The sequence below is a fragment of the Streptomyces sp. F63 genome, assembly GCF_018070345.1.
Lineage (GTDB): Bacteria > Actinomycetota > Actinomycetes > Streptomycetales > Streptomycetaceae > Streptomyces.
Window position 1 is genome coordinate 162,826 of record NZ_JAGPXX010000004.1, and the last position, 16,684, is coordinate 179,509.

Genomic DNA, 16,684 nt, shown 5'->3' on the forward strand with positions numbered 1-16,684 from the left:
CTGTCCCCGCCAGGGCAACCCTGCGCCCCGGTGACCCGGCGGCCGGTGGCGCACCCGAGGTCCGCGGCCAGAGCGGCAGGCACCGGAGGGCCGGGGGCGGAGCCGGCGCGGCCTGTACGTCCTCGACGGCGCCCTCGTCCCTGGCGCCACGGGCGCGTGCAATCCCCCGATGACCAGCGCCGCCGTGGCCGAGCGGGCGATGGACGCCACCACCGCCCGGGATGTCGGCACGGTCATCCGACCGGACCCGCCGACGCGGCTGCGGGAGCCCCGCGCTTCCCGCGGGGCTCCCCGGATCCGTTCCCGGCCCTCCACACGCTCCGCACCCGGCGAACACGCAAGCGGGGGGCCGGGCCCGGCTTCAGAAGTTGTTCACGCACCAGTTGGCGAAGTTCTTGAACGCCGCCTTGGTCCCCGGGCCGGCGATTCCGTCGATGGCACCGGTGTAGCCCCAGCCGTTGTTCTTCAGGAAGCGCTGCAGCGCCTTGATGGTGCCGCTTCCGACGATGCCGTCGATCGGGCCGGTGTAGCCGTGGTGGGCCTTGAGGTGACGCTGGAAAGCCTTCCAGCTGTTGGGCCCCAGCTGCCCGTCGATCGAGTCGGTGTACCCCCAGTACGCCCGCAGCCAGCGCTGGACACCCTTGGCCTGCGTGGTGTTCAGGCCGAGGTTGACCACCGCGAGCGGCGCGGCGGCCTCGGCGGGCGCCACCTGCTGCACGGACGAGTCCGGTGCCGCGAAGGCGGCGCCCGCACCCGCCAGGCTGCCGGCGGCGAGCCCGGCGACGGCGGTGAGGCTGACGAGTGTTCTTGCGAGAGCACGCATGTGGTGTTCCCCCATTCGTTGGGCGGGTTCCATCCGGCACGGCGCACGGGCCCACGTCCTCGGCCGCGTCGTACCGGTGTCCCCCTCTTGGTCGCTCTTGGCCGCGACACGCGAAAGGTTCCCCGGGTCATTGGGAACCCCCGCGTCGCCGCGCTGCGGGGAAAAACTACCGCTTCTTCCGCACCCCGCCAGGACTGCCGTGTCAACTGTCCGATACGAGATTCCCATTGATCCGGATCGAGCCGACCGGCGAACAATTCCACTTACCACGGAATGCGATATTCAGAGCGGCCCCGACCAGGGACTCCCCTGGTGGATGGCCTCCGCCGTCACACCGGCGAATTCCCCGCCGGCATGCGCCGGCGACAGCACCCGGCCTCCACCGAATGTCCGAAATCCACAAGATCGCACGCGCCATCGCGGACACCCCGCCACCCCTGACTCAGCCATTCGGTCACGGAGCGGCCCGGAATAACGAATTCCCATTCGTGACTCCACCCACGACTGATGTCGCGGGCTTCCTGTGTCGGTGGCTAGGCACCGGCGCAGAGGACCAGCCCGGCCCTGTGCAGGACGTTCAGCGCGCCGACGTGGTCGGCGTTCGCGACCAGGCCGCAGTTGACGCACGTGAACTTCGCCTGGGTGACGCGGTTCTCCTTCGCCACGTGCCCGCACCCGCCGATGCCGGGTGGGCAGGTGCGGGACGTGTTGCGGGCGTCCACCGGGATCACACGGCGGCCGGCGCTTTCAGCCTTGTCCGCCAGGATCCGCAGGAACTGCCCCCAACCCGCATCGAGAATACTGCGGTTCAGCCCAGCCTTCGCCGCCGCGCCGTTCGCCAGGAACGCAGCATCGCGGTCGGGGTCGGGCCGGGGTGCGGGCGCCCTCGTCATGCCCGCGGTGTTCAGCCGCTCGTGCCCGATCACATCATGCTCGCGCACGAGAGCGAGGGCGGCCTTGTGGTGGTGATCCAGACGCCGGCGCCGGATCTTCGCGTGCAGCCGGGCGACCTTGCGGGCCGCAGCACGATGCTTCTTCGTACGACGCCGCGTGCGCTTGGGAAACGTCGCCAGGTGCCGCTGCGCTGCGGCCAGCTCCCCGGCCGAGGCCTGCAGGAACCCGGGGTTGGCGACGTGGCGGCCGCTGGAGTCGGTGAGGAAGTGGACCGTGCCCAGGTCGATACCCACCCTGCTGCCCGTGGGGGGCAGCGGCTCGGCGGGCGCCTCGTCACAGGCCAGGATCACATACCAGTGACGCCCCTCCCGCTTCACGCTCACCGTCTTCGCCCGGCCCTTCACGCTCCGGTGCCGGTGGACGCGGACATGCCCGACACCCTGCAGCCGGACCCGCGTCTGCGCGTCGTGGGGAGTGGAATCCCACCGGCAGCCGTCCCCGTCCCTCGGGAACGTCACGGTGTCGAAGTGCCCGACCCCTTTGAAGCGCGGGTATCCGGGGGTGCCACCGGCCTTCACCCGCCGGAAGAAGGCCTGGAAGGCCCGGTCCAGACGGCGCAGGGTCGCCTGCTGGCTGGAGAAGGACCACCGGCCCTGACGCTCCGGATCGAACGCCCGGATCTCCCTCAACTGCGCCGACTGATCCCCATACCGCACCGACGTCCGGGAACTGTGCCGGTAGGCATCACGACGCTCCTGCAACGCACCGTTGTACAGGGAGCAGTGATCCCGCAGCATCTCCGCCAGCGCCCGCTCCTGCCGGACCGTGGGACGCAGCAGAAACTTGTACGCCCGCCTCACACCCACCCGGCCTCCCCCGTTTCCCCTGACCAACGCCGATGTGTGCACGCTACCGACCCCCACTGACAACGCAGCGTGCTCCGCCGCTGCGCGGCTCCGGCCCAAGGATTCGATTCCCCCACCGGCTGAAGCCGGTGGTCCCCTCGAAAGAAGGTCTGATGGCGGCCCCCGGGCGAGCCCGGAAGCCCCGTCAGCGGACGACGTCGAACACGTTGAGCTGCAGGCCGTTGGCGTAGACGGCGTGCTCGACCAGCTTCAGCCGCTGCGCGTCCTTGTCCGTGGTGCTGAAGAGCCGCTTGCCCGCGCCGAGCAGGAGCGGGAAGACGAGCAGGTGGTAGCGGTCGATGAGGCCGGCGTCCGAGAGGGCCCGGTTCAGGGAGGCGCTGCCGTGGACGATGATCGGGCCGCCTTCGGTCTCCTTCAGCGCGGCGACCTCGCCGAGCGAGCGCAGGATCGTCGTCTCGCCCCAGTTCGTCACCAGGTCGTCCTCGCCGAGGGTGGTGGACACGACGTACTTCGGCATCCCCTTGTAGTCGGCGAAGTCCTCCATGCCGGGCCACACCGGGCTGAACGCCTGGTAGCTGATCCGGCCCAGCAGCATCGCGGTGGCTTCCTCCTGCTCACGGCCCTTGATGTCGTACGCCTCGGGGAGGAACTCGACATCCTTGAAGGTCCACCCGGCGTTCCGGTACCCGGGCTCGCCGCCGGGGGCCTCCACGACGCCGTCGAGTGACATGAAGGCCGTGCTGATCAGGGTGCGCATCTCAGTTCCTCGGTGTGTCTCGGATCGGGCGGGTTCGCTGTCGGCGGACGCGGCCGGCGCGGTCTCCGCCGTACGTGCGGCCGCGGCACGCCAACCATGTCTTCCGACTGCCGGTCGCGGGAAAACTCATCGGCCGCCGCCACCTTTTCGCGGACCGGGCGCCCCGGGTCCCGGCGAGGGGCCCCGGGGGGCGCGGGCTGCCGTCCGTGCGCCAGGGCCGCGACCGGCTACGAGTAGTTCCAGCGCTGCCCGTCGGCGCGCTCCTTGCAGTAGATGATCCGCCCGCCCGCGTCGTGCGTCTGCCTGCCGACGTGCTGGTTGGCGCAGAACTGCCCGGCGCGGTAGCAGTTGCCCGCGGGGGACGTCAGTTCGCACTGGCCGTTCCACTGCCCGGCGTCGGTGCCGGAGCCCCCGGAACCGCCGCCGGAGCCGCCGCCGGACGAGCTGCCGGTGCCGCTGTCGCGGGCGGGGGCCGGCGGGGTGTGGTCGGGGTCGTTCTCCCGGTCCTTGTAGGCGCCCTTCGAGGACGGGCAGGAACCGCCCTCGACGAGACTCAGTTTGGCCTTGGTGCCGGGCTTGACGTCGCTGCCCGCCTTGAGCGACTGGAAGCAGACCTTGTAGCCGTCCGGGTCGCTCTCCGCGTCGGAGGAGGCGACGGTGACGTCCTTGTAGGCCGAGTCGACACTGATGTCGTCCTCGCTCAACCCGGCCTTGGTGAGCGCTGTGACGGCCTTGGCGTAGACCGTGCCCGTGACGTCGGGGGCCTGGGGCCACGTCAGCGGGCCGCCGTCCTTCTTCGGGCAGAGGGCGCCTTCCGCCACCGCTCCGTAGTCGACCGTGCCGTAGCCGATGTCCTCGAAACAGACCTTCCAGCTCCCGGACGGCTCGGCGTCGCCCTTGTTGGCGTTGTGCGCGGACGCGGTGTAGCCGGCGGCCTCGGCCGCCTTCCGCGCATCCCCGAGCGCCGTCCCCTTCTGGGACGGCATCCGCTCCGGCTCGGCCGTCACGGTGGTGGTGACCGTCGCGGTGACCGTTTCCCGGGGTTCGGCCCGGGGGTCTCCCCCGGAGCAGGCCCCGAGCAGGGCGACGGCCAGTACGCCGAGGGCGGCGGATCTCCCGCGGCTCGCGGCACGGCCGGCTATGTGCCGCGCCTGCTCCGAGAAGCGGCTTTCCCCAGGCAGTTGGCGGTCCCGCTCCTCGCGCGTCGCGTTCCGCCCGGTGTGAAGGTCCGTCATGACGCATGCCCCCCTGATGCCTCAACACAGCTGTAGTGAACTTCGGTGCAGCTTAGCTCTGTTGACACAGTCAAGAGGCAATATGCGTGAAGTCAACAAACCTTCGCCTGCCGCCGCAGGGCGAGAAGCAGCGCGGCGGCCCGCGAAAGCGCCCGCCGGCCCACCGGCGCGCGAGGCCGTTCACGGCGGCGGACAGCGGGCCGACGCCAACCCCCCAGCCGCCGCGCGGGCAAGCGGCCGCGCCGGGGGCCGGGCGGTGCCCGTGCCCCCCCCCCGCGCGCCCGGTCCCGCCGCCCGGGTATCCCGGTGGCGGCGGGACCGGGCTCCGGTTCACCAGGTGTGCGCCACGTCGACCACCAGGTGGTTGGCCGTCCGGAAGACCCGGAACGGCAGCCGGGCGCGGACGCCCAGTCCCACCTGGGTCTGGCCCTCGAAGCTGCCGGCGACCACGACGTCCCGGAAGGTCCGGTATCCGTCGACGTTCACCTCGGTCTCCGGCAGGGTCGGCTCCATCGTCTCCGGGTCGTAGGCGGGCGCGAACGCCACGACCTCCAGGATCGCGCCGCCCTTGACCGGAACCAGATCACCCGATCCGTCCTGGCGCAGTTGGCTGACGTAGTGGACGTAGTAGCCGATCTCGTCGGCCGCCGTACCGTCGACATCGAAGACCAGACGGTCGTAGCAGTCGTGCCGTCCGCTCCTGATGCCCACCAGCGGCTTGTAGTCGGAGTCCCACCTGGCCTTGACCGTGCTCCCCCAGGTCACGGCGCATTCCTCGGCCGCTGCCGGCGCCGCGCCGGCGGCCGGTGCCGTGGCGGCCGCCAGACCGGCGACCGCCAGGATCAGCACGGCCAGCGTGCTGCTCAGTCGTCGCATGACTACCCCCCAGTAGTTCGCTGTACCTCTGCATACAGTGAGACGGGTGACTCCCGCGCAGTGTTGCCCGGCATACCGGCCAATCTGCCGCGGCCGGTGAACCCGCGCCGCGGGACCGAGCAGAGGGACCGCGCCCCGGGGCGGCCCGCACCCACGCGAAAGGCCGCGGGCCGGGAGACTGTCCGTCTCCCGGCCCGCGGCCGGTGGTGGGCGATACTGGGTTCGAACCAGTGACCTCTTCGGTGTGAACGAAGCGCTCTCCCGCTGAGCTAATCGCCCGGGCGCGGGCCCCACATTACCGCATGTCAGCACCTGCTCCGGACCGTCGCCGCCCGGGGGGCCGTCCCACCGGTACCGGCGCGGGGCCCGGGGCCGGCCCCGGGCCCGGGCGGCGACGGCGGCCCGGCCCGGCCCTCAGGAGCCCACGCTCCACGGCAGCTGGAAGCCGAACTCCCAGACGTAGTAGCCGCAGCCGATCGCGGCGATCACACCGCCGACGACGGTGAGGATGATGTTCCGCCGCCGCACCCCGGGGTCGAGCGCCTTCTTGGCGGCCTCCTTGACCTTGCGCTTCGTCCAGCGCAGCACCAGCTGGGCCCAGACGAACTCGGTCGCCCAGATCGCCATACCGGCGAATATCACCACCCAGCCGGGCCCGGGCAGCACGAGCATGGCGGCTCCCGCGGCCACGACCGCGAGGCCCACCAGGAACACCCCGACCTGCCAGCTCAGATGGAGCGGCCGGGAGGCCCGGATGAAGCGCGGAGCCCGCGAGCCGAGCCGCGGCTCGTCCTCATCCACCGGATCAGACCCCACTTCCGCCTCCGGCCCGGACTCCGTCCTCATCCCGACCACCGTCGCACTCCGGGCCCCGCTCCGCACCTCGGCGGCCGCGGCGCCCGCCGGCCCGCCGGCCGGCGCCGGAGCGGCGGCCCCCCGGCGCCCGTCACTCTCCGCATCCATGAGCGCCAACCTACCGGACACCCCGGGATGGCCGGAACGCTCGCGAGTATGACCGAAGACTCCTCCATACGGGTTACGCAAAGGCCCGTAAAAGGGTCAGAGGGGTTTACAACCGGACTCTCGGTGGCATGTCGATTTCGCCGACGTGCGAATCCCCGAGCGCACACTGAGCGAAAGGCCATGGCGCTTATGAACACCACGGTCAGCTGCGAGCTGCACCTGCGCCTCGTTGTGTCGAGCGAATCCTCCCTGCCCGTCCCGGCGGGCCTGCGGTATGACACGGCCGATCCCTACGCCGTGCACGCCACCTTCCACACCGGAGCCGAGGAGACCGTCGAGTGGGTGTTCGCCCGCGACCTCCTCGCCGAGGGGCTGCACCGGCCCACCGGCACCGGCGACGTCCGGGTGTGGCCGTCCCGCAGCCACGGACAGGGGGTCGTCTGCATCGCTCTCAGCTCACCGGAGGGCGAGGCACTGCTCGAAGCCCCGGCGCGGGCGCTGGAATCCTTCCTCAAGCGGACGGACGCCGCGGTGCCGCCCGGCACCGAACACCGGCACTTCGACCTCGACACCGAACTCTCCCACATTCTCGCGGAGAGCTGAGGAGGCAGGAACGCGGGTCAGCCACCCGCAGCAACGCAACCGCTCACCGCTCGCAGCCGTCCGACTCGGGGCGACGGCTCGGGCCCGGACCAGCACAGGACCGAAGGGGACGGCGCCCTCCACCACGGTGGCTCCGCGGTGGAGGGCGCCGTCGCGCCCGGCGAGCCGCTAGAGTCGGCCGGCATCCGAAGAGGAAGCCGCCGACCACCGGCCAGGGAGCGATCCGTGCTGATCAACCACGACACCCGGTGCGCGCTCGACAGCGTCATCGATCTCGTGAACACCTCGGGGGAGGGCGACGAGCCCGACGCCCTCCAGGACCTCGCGGACCTCCACCGCTTCGTCCGCCGCCACGCCATCAGCGACGTGGGCACCCTCGGGGAGGAGGACCTCGCCGCGGTACGGGGCGTCCGCGCCCGCTTCGCCGAGGTCTTCGCCGCCGGCGGCACCGCGGAGGCCGCGCGGCTGCTCAACGCCATGGTGGCGGCCGCCGGCACCACGCCCCGGCTGACCGACCACGACGGCTACGACTGGCACATCCACTACTTCGCGCCGGGCTCCTCGATAGCGGACCATCTCGCCGCCGACGGGGGCATGGCCCTGGCCTTCCTCGTCGTGGCCGGGGAACGGGAGCGGCTGCGGCGCTGCGAGGCCCCGGACTGCCGCCGGGCCTTCGTCGATCTCTCCCGGAACCGTTCGCGGCGCTACTGCGACAGCCGCACCTGCGGCAACCGGCTGCATGTGGCCGCGTACCGGGCCCGGCGCCGGGAGGCCGCGGAGCAGTGAGCCCCGGGGCCCGTCCGGGCGGCGGGGCGCGGGGCGGACGCCGGGGGCGGACACACCGGGGCGCCTCACCACCGGTGGAGGCCGAAGAGGTCGTAGACGGCGCCGAAAAGCAGCAGGGAGCCGATCACCGTGAGGAAGAGCATGAGCGGCGGCTGTGACAGCGCATAGAGACAGCCGCGGCTCTCGGGGGGCGCCGCGGGCTCGACGGCGACCGGAACGGGGCTCCGGGGGCTCGGCTCTGCGCAGGTCAGGGGTGGTTCGGTGGCCCGAAGGGCAAGGTCGTCTTTCATCTCGGGCAGATGATGACGCACCCGTGGTCGCGCACACCGCCAAGACGCCGGAATTCACCCGGAGTTCAAATGTTCTCGGGTTTACTTTCTAGATTCCGTGCTTCTTGAGGATCGCCTCGATGTCCTCGAAGTCCTCCAGCCCGGTGTCCCCGCCGCCCCGCTCGCCGCTCCTGCCGGACGGCTCCACCCGGCCCGGCGCCCGTCCCGTCTCCAGGGCCGGCGCCGGCGCACCCGGCGCCACCGCCCCACGCCGCTCCCCCGCGGGGGCCGCCCGGCGCTCCCTACGGGACGGACCACGGCGTCTGCCCACGATCCGGGTGACGACGAGCAGCACCGCGGACACCGCCAGGACCGCGAAACCGGCCCAGACGGACGGCTTCAGTACCAGACCGGCGGCCCAGTCCGCCGTGGCAGCCGCGATGTCCCCGGCCAGGTCGGCCAGACCGGCCATCGCCAGGCCGACCGGGATCAGCGCCAGGGCGGCGATCCGGGTCGCGGCCAGGAAGCGCCTCCGGTAGGCCGTCAGCAGGGCGACGGCCAGGCCCGCCGCGGACAGTGCGACGCAGACGGTCGTGGTCAGCATGGCGGCCCCCCACCGGCGATCGCGGACATTGCCACTCCCATCCCCCGCACGTTCGTCCGTTCGTTCCGTGGTTCTCGTGGTTCCTTCCCCATCCTGCACCCGGTCGGGCCGGCGCGGCCATGCCGGCGGACCGGAGTCGGGGACTTTCCCGGGTGGCGTCCTCCTCAGGTGCCGGTCGTGGCCGTCCGGGCGGGCTGGAAGACTGGCACCATGAGTGACACCACCACCGGCCGTACCGTCGTCCTCGACGTCTGGTGCGAGTTGCAGTGCCCCGACTGCCGCACCGCCCTGGCGGACCTCCGCGTCCTGCGCGCCCGCTACGGCGACGCCCTCGAGACCCGGCTGCGCCACTTCCCGCTGGACAAGCACCGGCACTCCCACGCCGCGGCCCAGGCCGCCGAGGAGGCCGCCGCGCAGGGTGACGGCCAGCGCTACGCCGAAGCGGTTCTGGAGCGTGCCGAGGAGCTGGGGCGGCGCGGTGAGCCCCTGCTGGTGGAGGTCGCCCGCGAACTCGGCCTGGACGCCGAGGAGATGGACACCGCGCTGGTCGACGGCCGGCACACACTGATCGTGGACGCCGACCAGGCGGAGGGCAGGGCGATCGGGGTGACCGGCACACCGACGTATGTGATCGGCGGTGAGCGGCTGGACGGCAGCCGGAGCCAGGAAGGGCTGCGGGAGCGCATCGAGGAGATCGCGGACCGGCTGCTCGCGGCGGGCACGGACGCCCCCTGACCGCCCGGGCCGGGCCCGGTCTCCCGACCGGCCGGTGCGTCCCGGGCGTCGTCGCTCCCCTCTCCCCGGGATGATCCGGGCCGCCGGCGGGCCCGGTCCGCCGGCGCTCCGGAACAGGGCGGACGCACGGGTACGACGGGGCCCACCCCACCCCCACGGGTCGTGCGGGCAGAACGGCGCCGCAGGCCCGTCACCGCGCGCGCCGGCGGCTCCCGGCCGTACGGTCCGCCGCGCTCCCCGGGGGGGGGCGCCGGGGCCGGGGCGGGCCGGGTCAGAGCAGGGGCTTGGCGAGGATGTGGAGGGCCGTCGCGTAGCCGAGGGAGGCGTAGAGGCGCACGGCCGGGGTGTTGTCCGTGAAGACGCGCAGGCCGAGGGTCTCCGCGCCGGCCGCCCGGCACTCGTGCTCGGCCACGAGCATCAGCGACCGGCCGTGGCCGCGTCCCCGGGACTCCTCCGCCACCTCGACCTCGTAGACGTGGGCGTCGACGCCCTCCGGGGCGCGCTCGCCCAGCGCGAGCCAGAGCACGCCGGTGTCCGTGCCCTCGTGGGAGAGGATCCGCAGCCGGGTTCCGGAGGTGCGGACCCCGTCCGGGAGCAGCCGCGCGTGGTCCGCCCGGGCCGTGGCGCGGGCCTGTTCCGCCGGAATGCCGCGCCCGGTCCAGAAGCGCGCGTAGCCCTCCTCGGACTGCCGCTGCCAGGCCGTGAACTCGGTGGCGTTCATGGGGCGGATCTCGCTTCCCGGCGGGAGAGGCGGCGGATCCGCGGGGACCCGCTTGCGCAGATTCCGGGCGAACTCCGTGTAGCCCAGCGCCTCCGCCATGCGCAGCGCCGCGCCCGACGCCTCCGGCACGGCGATCTCCACCCGGGCGCAGCCCCAGCCGCGCAGCACTTCCTCGGCGGCCAGGGCGGCCACGGTGCCGCGCCCGCGCCGCCGGTCGGGCACGGCGATCCGCAGCCCTTCGATACGGCCCACGGCGGGGCCGGAGCGGGCGTCCGCGCTGAGGCCGACGGTGCCCACGGGGCGGCTGTTGACGCAGACCTCGTAGCCGCGGGCCCGCGAGCCGTCGCGGTCGCGCCGTTCCGGCCCGGTGGGCCGCAGCGTTGTCGTCATCACGACGTTGTACCCGGCGCGGAGGCCCGGCGTCACCCGTCGTGCGGAGCGGAGTTCTCCCCCGGACCCGCCACAGAGCCCTGGCGGGCCCGGGACGGGGCCGGGCGGGAGCGGCGCCGCGTCCTGTCCGGCCGGGGCGGGCCGAGCGCGGATGTGGTCGGACCACGCCCGGGCGCGGCGAGACCGGAACCGGGCCGGGCCGAAGCCGGGCGGGAACGACGCCGGGTCCCGGCCGGACTCCGCCGGGCCCGGGCGGAGCGGAGGCCGGACGGGGCCGGGCCGGGTGCGGCCGAGCCGGAACCGGGGCGGGACGAGCGCGGGTGTGGTGGACCCACGCCCGGCCGGAGTGAGTCCGGACCCGGTCAGTCGGGCCGGGTCCGGGTCCGGGTCAGGCCGGGTCCGGGGCAGGCCGGGTCCGGGTCAGGCCGGGTCCGGGTCGGCCGCCGAGCGTTCCGCGAAGACCCGCATCGCCTTGGCCGTGACCGGCCCCGGGGCGCCCGGCAGCATCCGGTCGCCGACCCGGTGCACGGCCTGGACGTCGCGCAGCGTGGAGGTCAGGAAGATCTCCTCGGCCCGGTCCAGGACGTCCATGGGCAGCTCGGTCTCCCGCGCGCCGGTCCACTCGGCGGTCAGCGCGCGGGTGATCCCGGCGAGGCAGCCGGAGGTGAGCGGCGGGGTGTGCGGGACGCCGTCGAGGACGACGAAGACGTTGGAGCCGGTGCCCTCGCAGAGCTGCCCCACGGTGTTGGCGAACAGGGCCTCCGATGCGCCCTGTTCGCGGGCGCGGGCCAGCGCCAGGACGTTCTCCGCGTACGAGGTGGTCTTGAGGCCGGTGAGGGCGCCGCGCTCGTTGCGGACCCAGTCCACGGTGATCACGGCCGTGCTGTCCGGCGCGGGACTGGCCTCGCCGAGGGCGACGACCAGCGTCGGCCGGGCGGTGCCGCGGTCGGAGCCGAGCGGGGAGAGCCCGCCGGTGTAGGTGATGCGCAGCCGGCCGTAGGGCAGCGGGTTGGCGGCCAGCACGGCCTCGCAGGCGTGCCGGATCTCGTCGCGGTCGGGCTCCGGCAGGCCGAGGCCGCGGGCGGAGAGGGCCAGCCGGTCGAGGTGCCGGCTGACGGCGAAGGCCCGGCCGTTCTGGGCCTTGAGGGTCTCGAACACACCGTCGCCGACGGTGAGTCCGTGGTCGAGCACGGAGACGTGCGCGTCGTCCGCGTCCCGCAGTTTCCCGCCCAGCCAGATCTTCACGGTGTCTCTCCTCGCGTTCCCCGGGCCGCGGTGTGCTCCGCGGCCTGCGGCTGCCCCGCCTTCTCCGGTTGCCCCGGTCCCTCCGACGCTATCGCGAGCAGCCGGGACGCCTTGAGTTCGGTCTCGGCCCACTCGCGCGCGGGGTCGGAGCCCCAGGTGATGCCCGCGCCGGTGCCGAAGCGCAGCAGTGGGCCGCCGGGGGCCTCCCGGTCGATCCAGAAGGTGCGGATGCCGACGGCGAGTTCGCCGGTGCCGCGGTCCGCGTCGACCCAGCCGATGCCCCCGCAGTACGGGCCGCGGGGCGCGGTCTCCAGGGCCTCGATGATCCGCAGCGCGCTGGACTTGGGCGCCCCGGTGACGGAGCCCGGCGGGAAGGTGCCGTCGAGGAGTTCGGGCCAGCCCGCGCCGTCGGCCAGTTCGCCGCACACCGTGGAGACCAGGTGCACCAGGCCCGGGTGCGCCTCGACGGCGCACAGCGCGGGCACGGTCACCGAACCGGTGGCGCAGACCCGGCCGAGGTCGTTGCGGACCAGGTCCACGATCATGACGTTCTCGGCGTGGTCCTTCTCCAGCAGGTCGGCGGCGGTGCGGCCGGTGCCCTTGATCGGCCCCGACTCCACGGTGCGGCCGTTCCGGCGCAGGAAGAGCTCGGGCGAGGCGGTGGCGATCTCCACACCGTGCGCGGGCAGCCGGACGGTGCCGGCGTACGGGGCGGGGTTGCCGCGGGCCAGCAGGGCCGTCAGGGCGTCGATGTCGGCCGTGGCGGGGTCGGGCAGCGGAGCGGAGAGCACCCGGCAGAGATTGGCCTGGTAGACGTCGCCCGCGGCGATGTGCTGCCGGATCCGGTGGACGCCGGCGAGATAGCCGTCCCGGTCCAGGGAGGAGGTCCACTCCCCGGGCGCGGGGCCGCGCCAGGCTCCCGGAGCGGGCGCCGGGGGGCGCGCGGGCCGCACGTCGCCGAAGCGGGCGCAGACCAGCCGCCCCTCGAAGCCGGCCACCACGGCCCAGAAGCCGCTGGAGTCCAGGGCCGCGGGGTCGCTGGTGACGTCGCGCAGGTCAGCGGCGACGAGTCCGCCGAAGCGGGCCAGAGGGACGAGGTCGGACACGGGTGCGATTCTATGGCCCGCGGGCCGCCCGCCCCTCCCCCGTCGGTGATGGGCGCAGCACGCTGGGCAAACGGAATTTGAGCTGGCCCGGGAATCCGCTAGAGTTCGACACGTCGCCGGGACGCGCAAGCGGACCGGGGACAGGGTGGCACCCGGAGCGATCCGGGGAAACCGTGCGGACGTGGCTCAGTTGGTAGAGCATCACCTTGCCAAGGTGAGGGTCGCGAGTTCGAATCTCGTCGTCCGCTCGAAGTGGGGATCGTCCCTGGTCCCTGCCTGGTGGAGTGGCCGAGAGGCGAGGCAACGGCCTGCAAAGCCGTCTACACGGGTTCAAATCCCGTCTCCACCTCGGACGATTAGCTCAGCGGGAGAGCGCTTCCCTGACACGGAAGAGGTCACTGGTTCAATCCCAGTATCGTCCACCAGGTCCCTCGGGACCTCGCACCACCTGCGGCTCGGCCGCCGTCCGCGGACGGTGCCGGGCCACCCCGCGCGATTAGCTCAGCGGGAGAGCGCTTCCCTGACACGGAAGAGGTCACTGGTTCAATCCCAGTATCGCGCACGCCGCAACGCGGACGATTAGCTCAGCGGGAGAGCGCTTCCCTGACACGGAAGAGGTCACTGGTTCAATCCCAGTATCGTCCACACCGAACGGCCGGGGGCCGGAGCGAGAAGCTCCGGCCCCCGGCCGTTTCCGCGTTCCCGCGCGACGGTTTCCGCGCCACGGGCGCCGCCGCGGGCCGTCCTCCGGAGGGCTCGGGAGGGCGCCCAAGAGGACGCTCAGGAGGAGAAGAGCATCCGGCCGAAGCTCTTGTGGCGGTGGTGCCCGTAGTGGCCGTGCCCCCCGTGGTGCTGGGCGCCCCAGGCGGGAGCGGCCGGGGCCGGACCGGCCGGATAGCCCTGCGGGGCGGGACCGGGCGGCGGAGCCTGCTGCGACCACTGCGACTCCAGCCGGGTCAGCGACTCCAGCTCCCCGTAGTCGAGGAAGATCCCCCGGCAACCGCTGCACTGCTCGATCTGCACACCGTTGCGGTTGTACGTGTGCATCGGCGCATGGCACTTGGGACACTGCATGATCGGCTCAGCTCCTCGCGCGTCCGTCGGCACCGCCGGGGCCGCCCCCGTCGATGAGTGTGTTCACCCTATGACGGACGCCGGGGCCACGGTCGGGGGTTCCACCGGAACCCGGGCCATCCGGGCACAGGCATCGACCAGCGCCTGCTCCGGCTCGTCGAGCGCCCGGCGCCCGGCCGCGGCCCTCGCCAGTGCCTGGGCCGCCGACTGGACGGTCAACGCCCGGGCCGGCACGTCGAGATACGGCCAGGGGTCCCCTCCGGCGGGCAGGGCTGGGCCCGCCGCGGAGCGGTACGCGGCGAGGAAGCGGGTCCAGTCCTCCGGGTCGAGCAGGCCCGTGGCGTACCAGGCGGCGGGGCGTGCGAGGTCCCAGGCCGGCGGGCCGAGGCCCAGGTCGTCCACGTCGATCAGCAGCCAGGGGCCGCCGGGGGCGGGGCCCCGGACGAGCTGACCGAGATGGAAGTCGCCGTGGCAGAGGGCACGGCCGGGCGCCGGCGCCTCCCCGCGCGCCCAGGACGGCAGCAGCCCGGCCGCCCGCAGGACGGCGTCGGCCCCCGGGGACGGCGGCACGTCCCGCAGCCGCAGCAGCGCCTTCGCGACCTTGGCGGGGCCGCGCAGCGGCGGTACGGGGCCGGGGAGCGGGCGCGGCGGCACCGCGTGCAGCCGGGCGAGCAGGGCCGCGGCCTCCGCCCAGGGCGCGGCGCCGGGGTCGTCCGGCGACACCGGGCGGCCGTGGGGCCAGAGGGTGGCGGGGCGGCCGTCGCGCAGCCGCGTCAGGAGGGCGGCCGGTGGGCCCGGGGCGGGGGCCGACGGCCGTCCGGGGTCCGGCGGGGGCGCGGAGAGCGGCAGCGGGGCGAGGAGGACACCGCCGAGCAGGGGATGCGCCGCGATGCCGAGGCGCACGGCCAGGGCCGAGCGGTCGCTGTCGGCGGGGTGGGCCTTGCAGACGACGGGGCCGTACCGGACCACGGTGCCGTCGGGGCGGTCGGCGAGGACGACGGGCCGGCCGGCCTCGCCGGTGTTCTCGGTGGCCCCGGCGTCCTTCGTGGTCCCCGTGCCGCCGGAGCTGCCGGTTCCGCACGCGCTGCCGCTGCGCGGACGCGGAACGGCCCTTTCCGGTGGAGCGGCCGTGGCCCGTGCGGCGATGGCGGCGAGTTCGCCGACGACTGGCCCGGTCATGCCTCTCCCCCTTGCGGCCCGGTGGCGGTCCGCGTGCTCGCGGCCCCTGTTCCGTACCGGGCCGCCCCGCGCGCACCGTACTCCGTCGCGCGGGCCCGCGTGACGGCGGCGGCTCCCCGGCGCCTTCCGCTTCCGGCCCCCACCGGCCGGGGCACGCGGCCCGCCCCTTCCGGTGCCCGGCATGCCGGCCGGCCCGACGGCCTCGTCCTCTCCGCCGCCGGCGACATCGGCGCCGTCCGCAACGCCCTCGCCGGCGGCGTCCAGGGGTACGCCGTCACCGGCACCCGCACCCATACCGGGACATCCCCGGCCGCCCCGGTGCCGTGTCCGTCGGCGCGGCCGCGGCCCGGACGCACCGCCGGCCGCCGGGCGCCCGGCCACCCGGGCGGCGGCTACCGGGACTGTCCGGCCGCGAGGCCGGGGTGCGCCGGCTCGTCGCCGAGGACCAGTGCGACAAAGCGATCGGCGTCTCCCTCCGGAGCCCGGGCGGCTGCGGGGCACGGGGGTGCCGGGCGGCCTCGCCGCGGGCGGTGGGGGCGGCGGCCGCCATCCACGCGGCGGGCCTCTCCCCCGGCGGCGGCCGGGTCCCCGGCCGGGCCCGGCGGCCGCGCCGTCTCCGGGGCAGCCGCTCCCGGCCACGCGGGCTCCGCACAACACAACGCCCGGACAGCGCTCGCTGTCCGGGCGTTCGTGCCGTCCGCCGTACCCCCGTCCCCACGGGGTGATGCCGGCCGGAGTTCCCCGTCCCGGGCCGCTCTCCCGGGGTCCGGTGCGCCGTCAGCGCCCCAGCAGTCCGGCCACGGACGACGCCTGTGTCATGACGGCCTCCCAGCCGCCGAAGACCACGGTGAGGAGCACCGCCAGGGGCAGCACCATCGCCGCGGCGACGAGCGGATGACGAGTGCCGGAGGCCGCGGTGCCCGCGGTGGGGGTCCTGAGGAGGACCCCCACCGCACCGAGCGCTCTGCGCCCGTGTGCCCGGCTCACCGCTCGCCCGACTGTGCCCGCCATCGCCCCGTCTCCTGTCATGTCCGGCAGCGGCGGGCGTGTGACCTCGGGGGACGAGTGCGTCCGCCCGCCGCTTGACTTCAACCGTAGGGCGCCGGCCCGGCCGGGGCGTCAGCCCGTCGTATCGACTTCCGGCCTCCCGCAGGATGACTGCCGGGCCCTCCGGCTACTCCTGTGGGTGGACATCCGCCGCCCGTCCTGCGGGTGTTCCCGGAGGGGACGCCCCCTCACTCGCCCCGCTCCGACTCGTCGATCCTCGGGGCCGGGTGCTCGACCAGGGCGAGAACCCGGTTGGCCATGAAGCGGGCGGTGCGCACCGGCGTGCCGTTGCGGGTGACTTCACTCACCTCCACCACGCCCCGGCGCACCGCCGTCTCCACCCTGCGGCCGGCCCGGCCGGCCGTCATCTCGTACGTCCGCGTCGTGTCCCCCGCGTCCACGACTATCTCCACGCGGTCACCCTTCACCGGATCAAACCCCCTTCTGCGACGGACCGTTGAGGCCCCGCATCCGTGCCGGGGCACCGCGGTTCGCGCGGCTCCCCCACTCC

The 16,684-nt window shown here is 74.1% G+C and carries 18 protein-coding genes and 6 tRNA genes; 8 read left to right on the forward strand and 16 right to left on the reverse strand.

The features are described 5' to 3' along the window. Positions 1–361: 361 nt before the first annotated feature. The 7 genes from KBZ10_RS06665 to KBZ10_RS06695 all read right to left on the reverse strand — a co-directional run bounded on the left by KBZ10_RS06665 (position 362) and on the right by KBZ10_RS06695 (position 6,297). Entirely contained in the window at positions 362–823 is a 462-nt protein-coding gene (locus KBZ10_RS06665; RefSeq protein WP_210986564.1) for a peptidoglycan-binding protein, read from the reverse strand. Positions 824–1,356: 533 nt separating this feature from the next. Continuing rightward, complete coding sequence (locus tag KBZ10_RS06670; RefSeq protein ID WP_210986700.1) at positions 1,357–2,577, reverse strand: RNA-guided endonuclease TnpB family protein; 1,221 nt, start codon at positions 2,575–2,577, stop codon at positions 1,357–1,359. A gap of 190 nt (positions 2,578–2,767) precedes the next feature. Then, a complete protein-coding gene (locus tag KBZ10_RS06675) occupies positions 2,768–3,340 on the reverse strand; it encodes a dihydrofolate reductase family protein (RefSeq protein WP_210986565.1) in 573 nt (190 codons plus the stop codon). A gap of 227 nt (positions 3,341–3,567) precedes the next feature. Beyond that, positions 3,568–4,575, reverse strand: coding sequence for a Stk1 family PASTA domain-containing Ser/Thr kinase (locus tag KBZ10_RS06680; RefSeq protein ID WP_210986566.1), 1,008 nt, complete (start codon positions 4,573–4,575; stop codon positions 3,568–3,570). 330 nt (positions 4,576–4,905) lie between these two features. Beyond that, a complete protein-coding gene (locus KBZ10_RS06685; RefSeq protein ID WP_210986567.1) occupies positions 4,906–5,451 on the reverse strand; it encodes a hypothetical protein in 546 nt (181 codons plus the stop codon). A gap of 204 nt (positions 5,452–5,655) precedes the next feature. Next, positions 5,656–5,730, reverse strand: a tRNA-Val gene (locus tag KBZ10_RS06690). A gap of 135 nt (positions 5,731–5,865) precedes the next feature. Then, the gene (locus KBZ10_RS06695) at positions 5,866–6,297 is read right to left on the reverse strand and encodes a TIGR02611 family protein (RefSeq protein WP_210986568.1); all 432 of its coding nucleotides are present in this window, start codon (positions 6,295–6,297) and stop codon (positions 5,866–5,868) included. A 306-nt stretch (positions 6,298–6,603) separates the two neighbouring features. Between KBZ10_RS06695 and KBZ10_RS06700 the strand changes: the two genes are divergently transcribed. Together KBZ10_RS06700 and KBZ10_RS06705 are read left to right on the forward strand one after the other, a co-directional pair. Beyond that, entirely contained in the window at positions 6,604–7,017 is a 414-nt protein-coding gene (locus tag KBZ10_RS06700; RefSeq protein ID WP_003959770.1) for an SsgA family sporulation/cell division regulator, read from the forward strand. Positions 7,018–7,242: 225 nt separating this feature from the next. Beyond that, positions 7,243–7,803 (forward strand): CGNR zinc finger domain-containing protein, encoded by a 561-nt coding sequence (locus KBZ10_RS06705; RefSeq protein ID WP_210986569.1) that lies wholly within the window; start codon positions 7,243–7,245, stop codon positions 7,801–7,803. Between the two features lie 65 nt (positions 7,804–7,868). Here the strand turns inward: KBZ10_RS06705 and KBZ10_RS06710 are convergent, their stop codons facing one another. Next, entirely contained in the window at positions 7,869–8,054 is a 186-nt protein-coding gene (locus KBZ10_RS06710; protein WP_210986701.1) for a hypothetical protein, read from the reverse strand. 127 nt (positions 8,055–8,181) lie between these two features. Next, entirely contained in the window at positions 8,182–8,676 is a 495-nt protein-coding gene (locus KBZ10_RS06715; RefSeq protein ID WP_210986570.1) for a hypothetical protein, read from the reverse strand. Positions 8,677–8,886: 210 nt separating this feature from the next. Between KBZ10_RS06715 and KBZ10_RS06720 the strand changes: the two genes are divergently transcribed. After that, positions 8,887–9,411 carry a DsbA family protein gene (locus KBZ10_RS06720; protein WP_210986571.1) on the forward strand — a complete coding sequence of 175 codons (525 nt, stop codon included), beginning with the start codon at positions 8,887–8,889 and terminating at the stop codon, positions 9,409–9,411. Between the two features lie 271 nt (positions 9,412–9,682). On the opposite strand, the gene KBZ10_RS06725 is transcribed toward KBZ10_RS06720, so the two are convergent. The 3 genes from KBZ10_RS06725 to KBZ10_RS06735 form a co-directional block, all read right to left on the reverse strand. After that, the gene (locus KBZ10_RS06725) at positions 9,683–10,522 is read right to left on the reverse strand and encodes a GNAT family N-acetyltransferase (RefSeq protein WP_210986572.1); all 840 of its coding nucleotides are present in this window, start codon (positions 10,520–10,522) and stop codon (positions 9,683–9,685) included. A gap of 420 nt (positions 10,523–10,942) precedes the next feature. After that, on the reverse strand, positions 10,943–11,767 hold the full coding sequence (locus KBZ10_RS06730) for an aminotransferase class IV (protein WP_210986573.1): 825 nt from the start codon (positions 11,765–11,767) through the stop codon (positions 10,943–10,945). Next, complete coding sequence (locus KBZ10_RS06735) at positions 11,764–12,873, reverse strand: chorismate-binding protein (RefSeq protein ID WP_210986574.1); 1,110 nt, start codon at positions 12,871–12,873, stop codon at positions 11,764–11,766. Before KBZ10_RS06735 ends, KBZ10_RS06730 begins: the two co-directional genes overlap by 4 nt. Positions 12,874–13,048: 175 nt before the next feature. Here KBZ10_RS06735 and KBZ10_RS06740 point away from each other — a divergent pair. From KBZ10_RS06740 to KBZ10_RS06760, 5 genes are all read left to right on the forward strand, one after another. Beyond that, positions 13,049–13,121, forward strand: a tRNA-Gly gene (locus tag KBZ10_RS06740). 30 nt (positions 13,122–13,151) lie between these two features. After that, positions 13,152–13,222: transfer RNA gene (locus KBZ10_RS06745), tRNA-Cys, on the forward strand. Position 13,223: 1 nt separating this feature from the next. Continuing rightward, positions 13,224–13,298: transfer RNA gene (locus KBZ10_RS06750), tRNA-Val, on the forward strand. A gap of 65 nt (positions 13,299–13,363) precedes the next feature. After that, a tRNA-Val gene (locus tag KBZ10_RS06755) sits at positions 13,364–13,435 on the forward strand. A gap of 11 nt (positions 13,436–13,446) precedes the next feature. After that, positions 13,447–13,518: transfer RNA gene (locus KBZ10_RS06760), tRNA-Val, on the forward strand. A gap of 135 nt (positions 13,519–13,653) precedes the next feature. On the opposite strand, the gene KBZ10_RS06765 is transcribed toward KBZ10_RS06760, so the two are convergent. The 4 genes from KBZ10_RS06765 to KBZ10_RS06780 form a co-directional block, all read right to left on the reverse strand. Further along, on the reverse strand, positions 13,654–13,947 hold the full coding sequence (locus KBZ10_RS06765) for a zf-TFIIB domain-containing protein (protein ID WP_210986575.1): 294 nt from the start codon (positions 13,945–13,947) through the stop codon (positions 13,654–13,656). A gap of 63 nt (positions 13,948–14,010) precedes the next feature. Beyond that, on the reverse strand, positions 14,011–15,126 hold the full coding sequence (locus KBZ10_RS06770; protein WP_210986576.1) for a phosphotransferase family protein: 1,116 nt from the start codon (positions 15,124–15,126) through the stop codon (positions 14,011–14,013). Positions 15,127–15,903: 777 nt separating this feature from the next. Beyond that, positions 15,904–16,137 carry a hypothetical protein gene (locus KBZ10_RS06775; RefSeq protein WP_210986577.1) on the reverse strand — a complete coding sequence of 78 codons (234 nt, stop codon included), beginning with the start codon at positions 16,135–16,137 and terminating at the stop codon, positions 15,904–15,906. Positions 16,138–16,361: 224 nt separating this feature from the next. Continuing rightward, positions 16,362–16,601, reverse strand: a complete 240-nt coding sequence (locus KBZ10_RS06780; protein WP_030542042.1) for a hypothetical protein — start codon at positions 16,599–16,601, stop codon at positions 16,362–16,364. Between the last annotated feature and the right edge of the window lie 83 nt (positions 16,602–16,684).

What these genes read in the sequence shown, in the direction of transcription:
- KBZ10_RS06665 (WP_210986564.1), bottom strand. Translation starts at nt 823, where the DNA reads ATGCGTGCTCTCGCAAGAACACTCGTCAGCCTCACCGCCGTCGCCGGG.
- KBZ10_RS06675 (WP_210986565.1), bottom strand. Translation starts at nt 3,340, where the DNA reads ATGCGCACCCTGATCAGCACGGCCTTCATGTCACTCGACGGCGTCGTG.
- KBZ10_RS06680 (WP_210986566.1), bottom strand. Translation starts at nt 4,575, where the DNA reads ATGACGGACCTTCACACCGGGCGGAACGCGACGCGCGAGGAGCGGGAC.
- KBZ10_RS06685 (WP_210986567.1), bottom strand. Translation starts at nt 5,451, where the DNA reads ATGCGACGACTGAGCAGCACGCTGGCCGTGCTGATCCTGGCGGTCGCC.
- KBZ10_RS06695 (WP_210986568.1), bottom strand. Translation starts at nt 6,297, where the DNA reads ATGAGGACGGAGTCCGGGCCGGAGGCGGAAGTGGGGTCTGATCCGGTG.
- KBZ10_RS06700 (WP_003959770.1), top strand. Translation starts at nt 6,604, where the DNA reads ATGAACACCACGGTCAGCTGCGAGCTGCACCTGCGCCTCGTTGTGTCG.
- KBZ10_RS06715 (WP_210986570.1), bottom strand. Translation starts at nt 8,676, where the DNA reads ATGCTGACCACGACCGTCTGCGTCGCACTGTCCGCGGCGGGCCTGGCC.
- KBZ10_RS06720 (WP_210986571.1), top strand. Translation starts at nt 8,887, where the DNA reads ATGAGTGACACCACCACCGGCCGTACCGTCGTCCTCGACGTCTGGTGC.
- KBZ10_RS06725 (WP_210986572.1), bottom strand. Translation starts at nt 10,522, where the DNA reads ATGACGACAACGCTGCGGCCCACCGGGCCGGAACGGCGCGACCGCGAC.
- KBZ10_RS06765 (WP_210986575.1), bottom strand. Translation starts at nt 13,947, where the DNA reads ATGCAGTGTCCCAAGTGCCATGCGCCGATGCACACGTACAACCGCAAC.
- KBZ10_RS06770 (WP_210986576.1), bottom strand. Translation starts at nt 15,126, where the DNA reads ATGACCGGGCCAGTCGTCGGCGAACTCGCCGCCATCGCCGCACGGGCC.
- KBZ10_RS06775 (WP_210986577.1), bottom strand. Translation starts at nt 16,137, where the DNA reads ATGGCGGGCACAGTCGGGCGAGCGGTGAGCCGGGCACACGGGCGCAGA.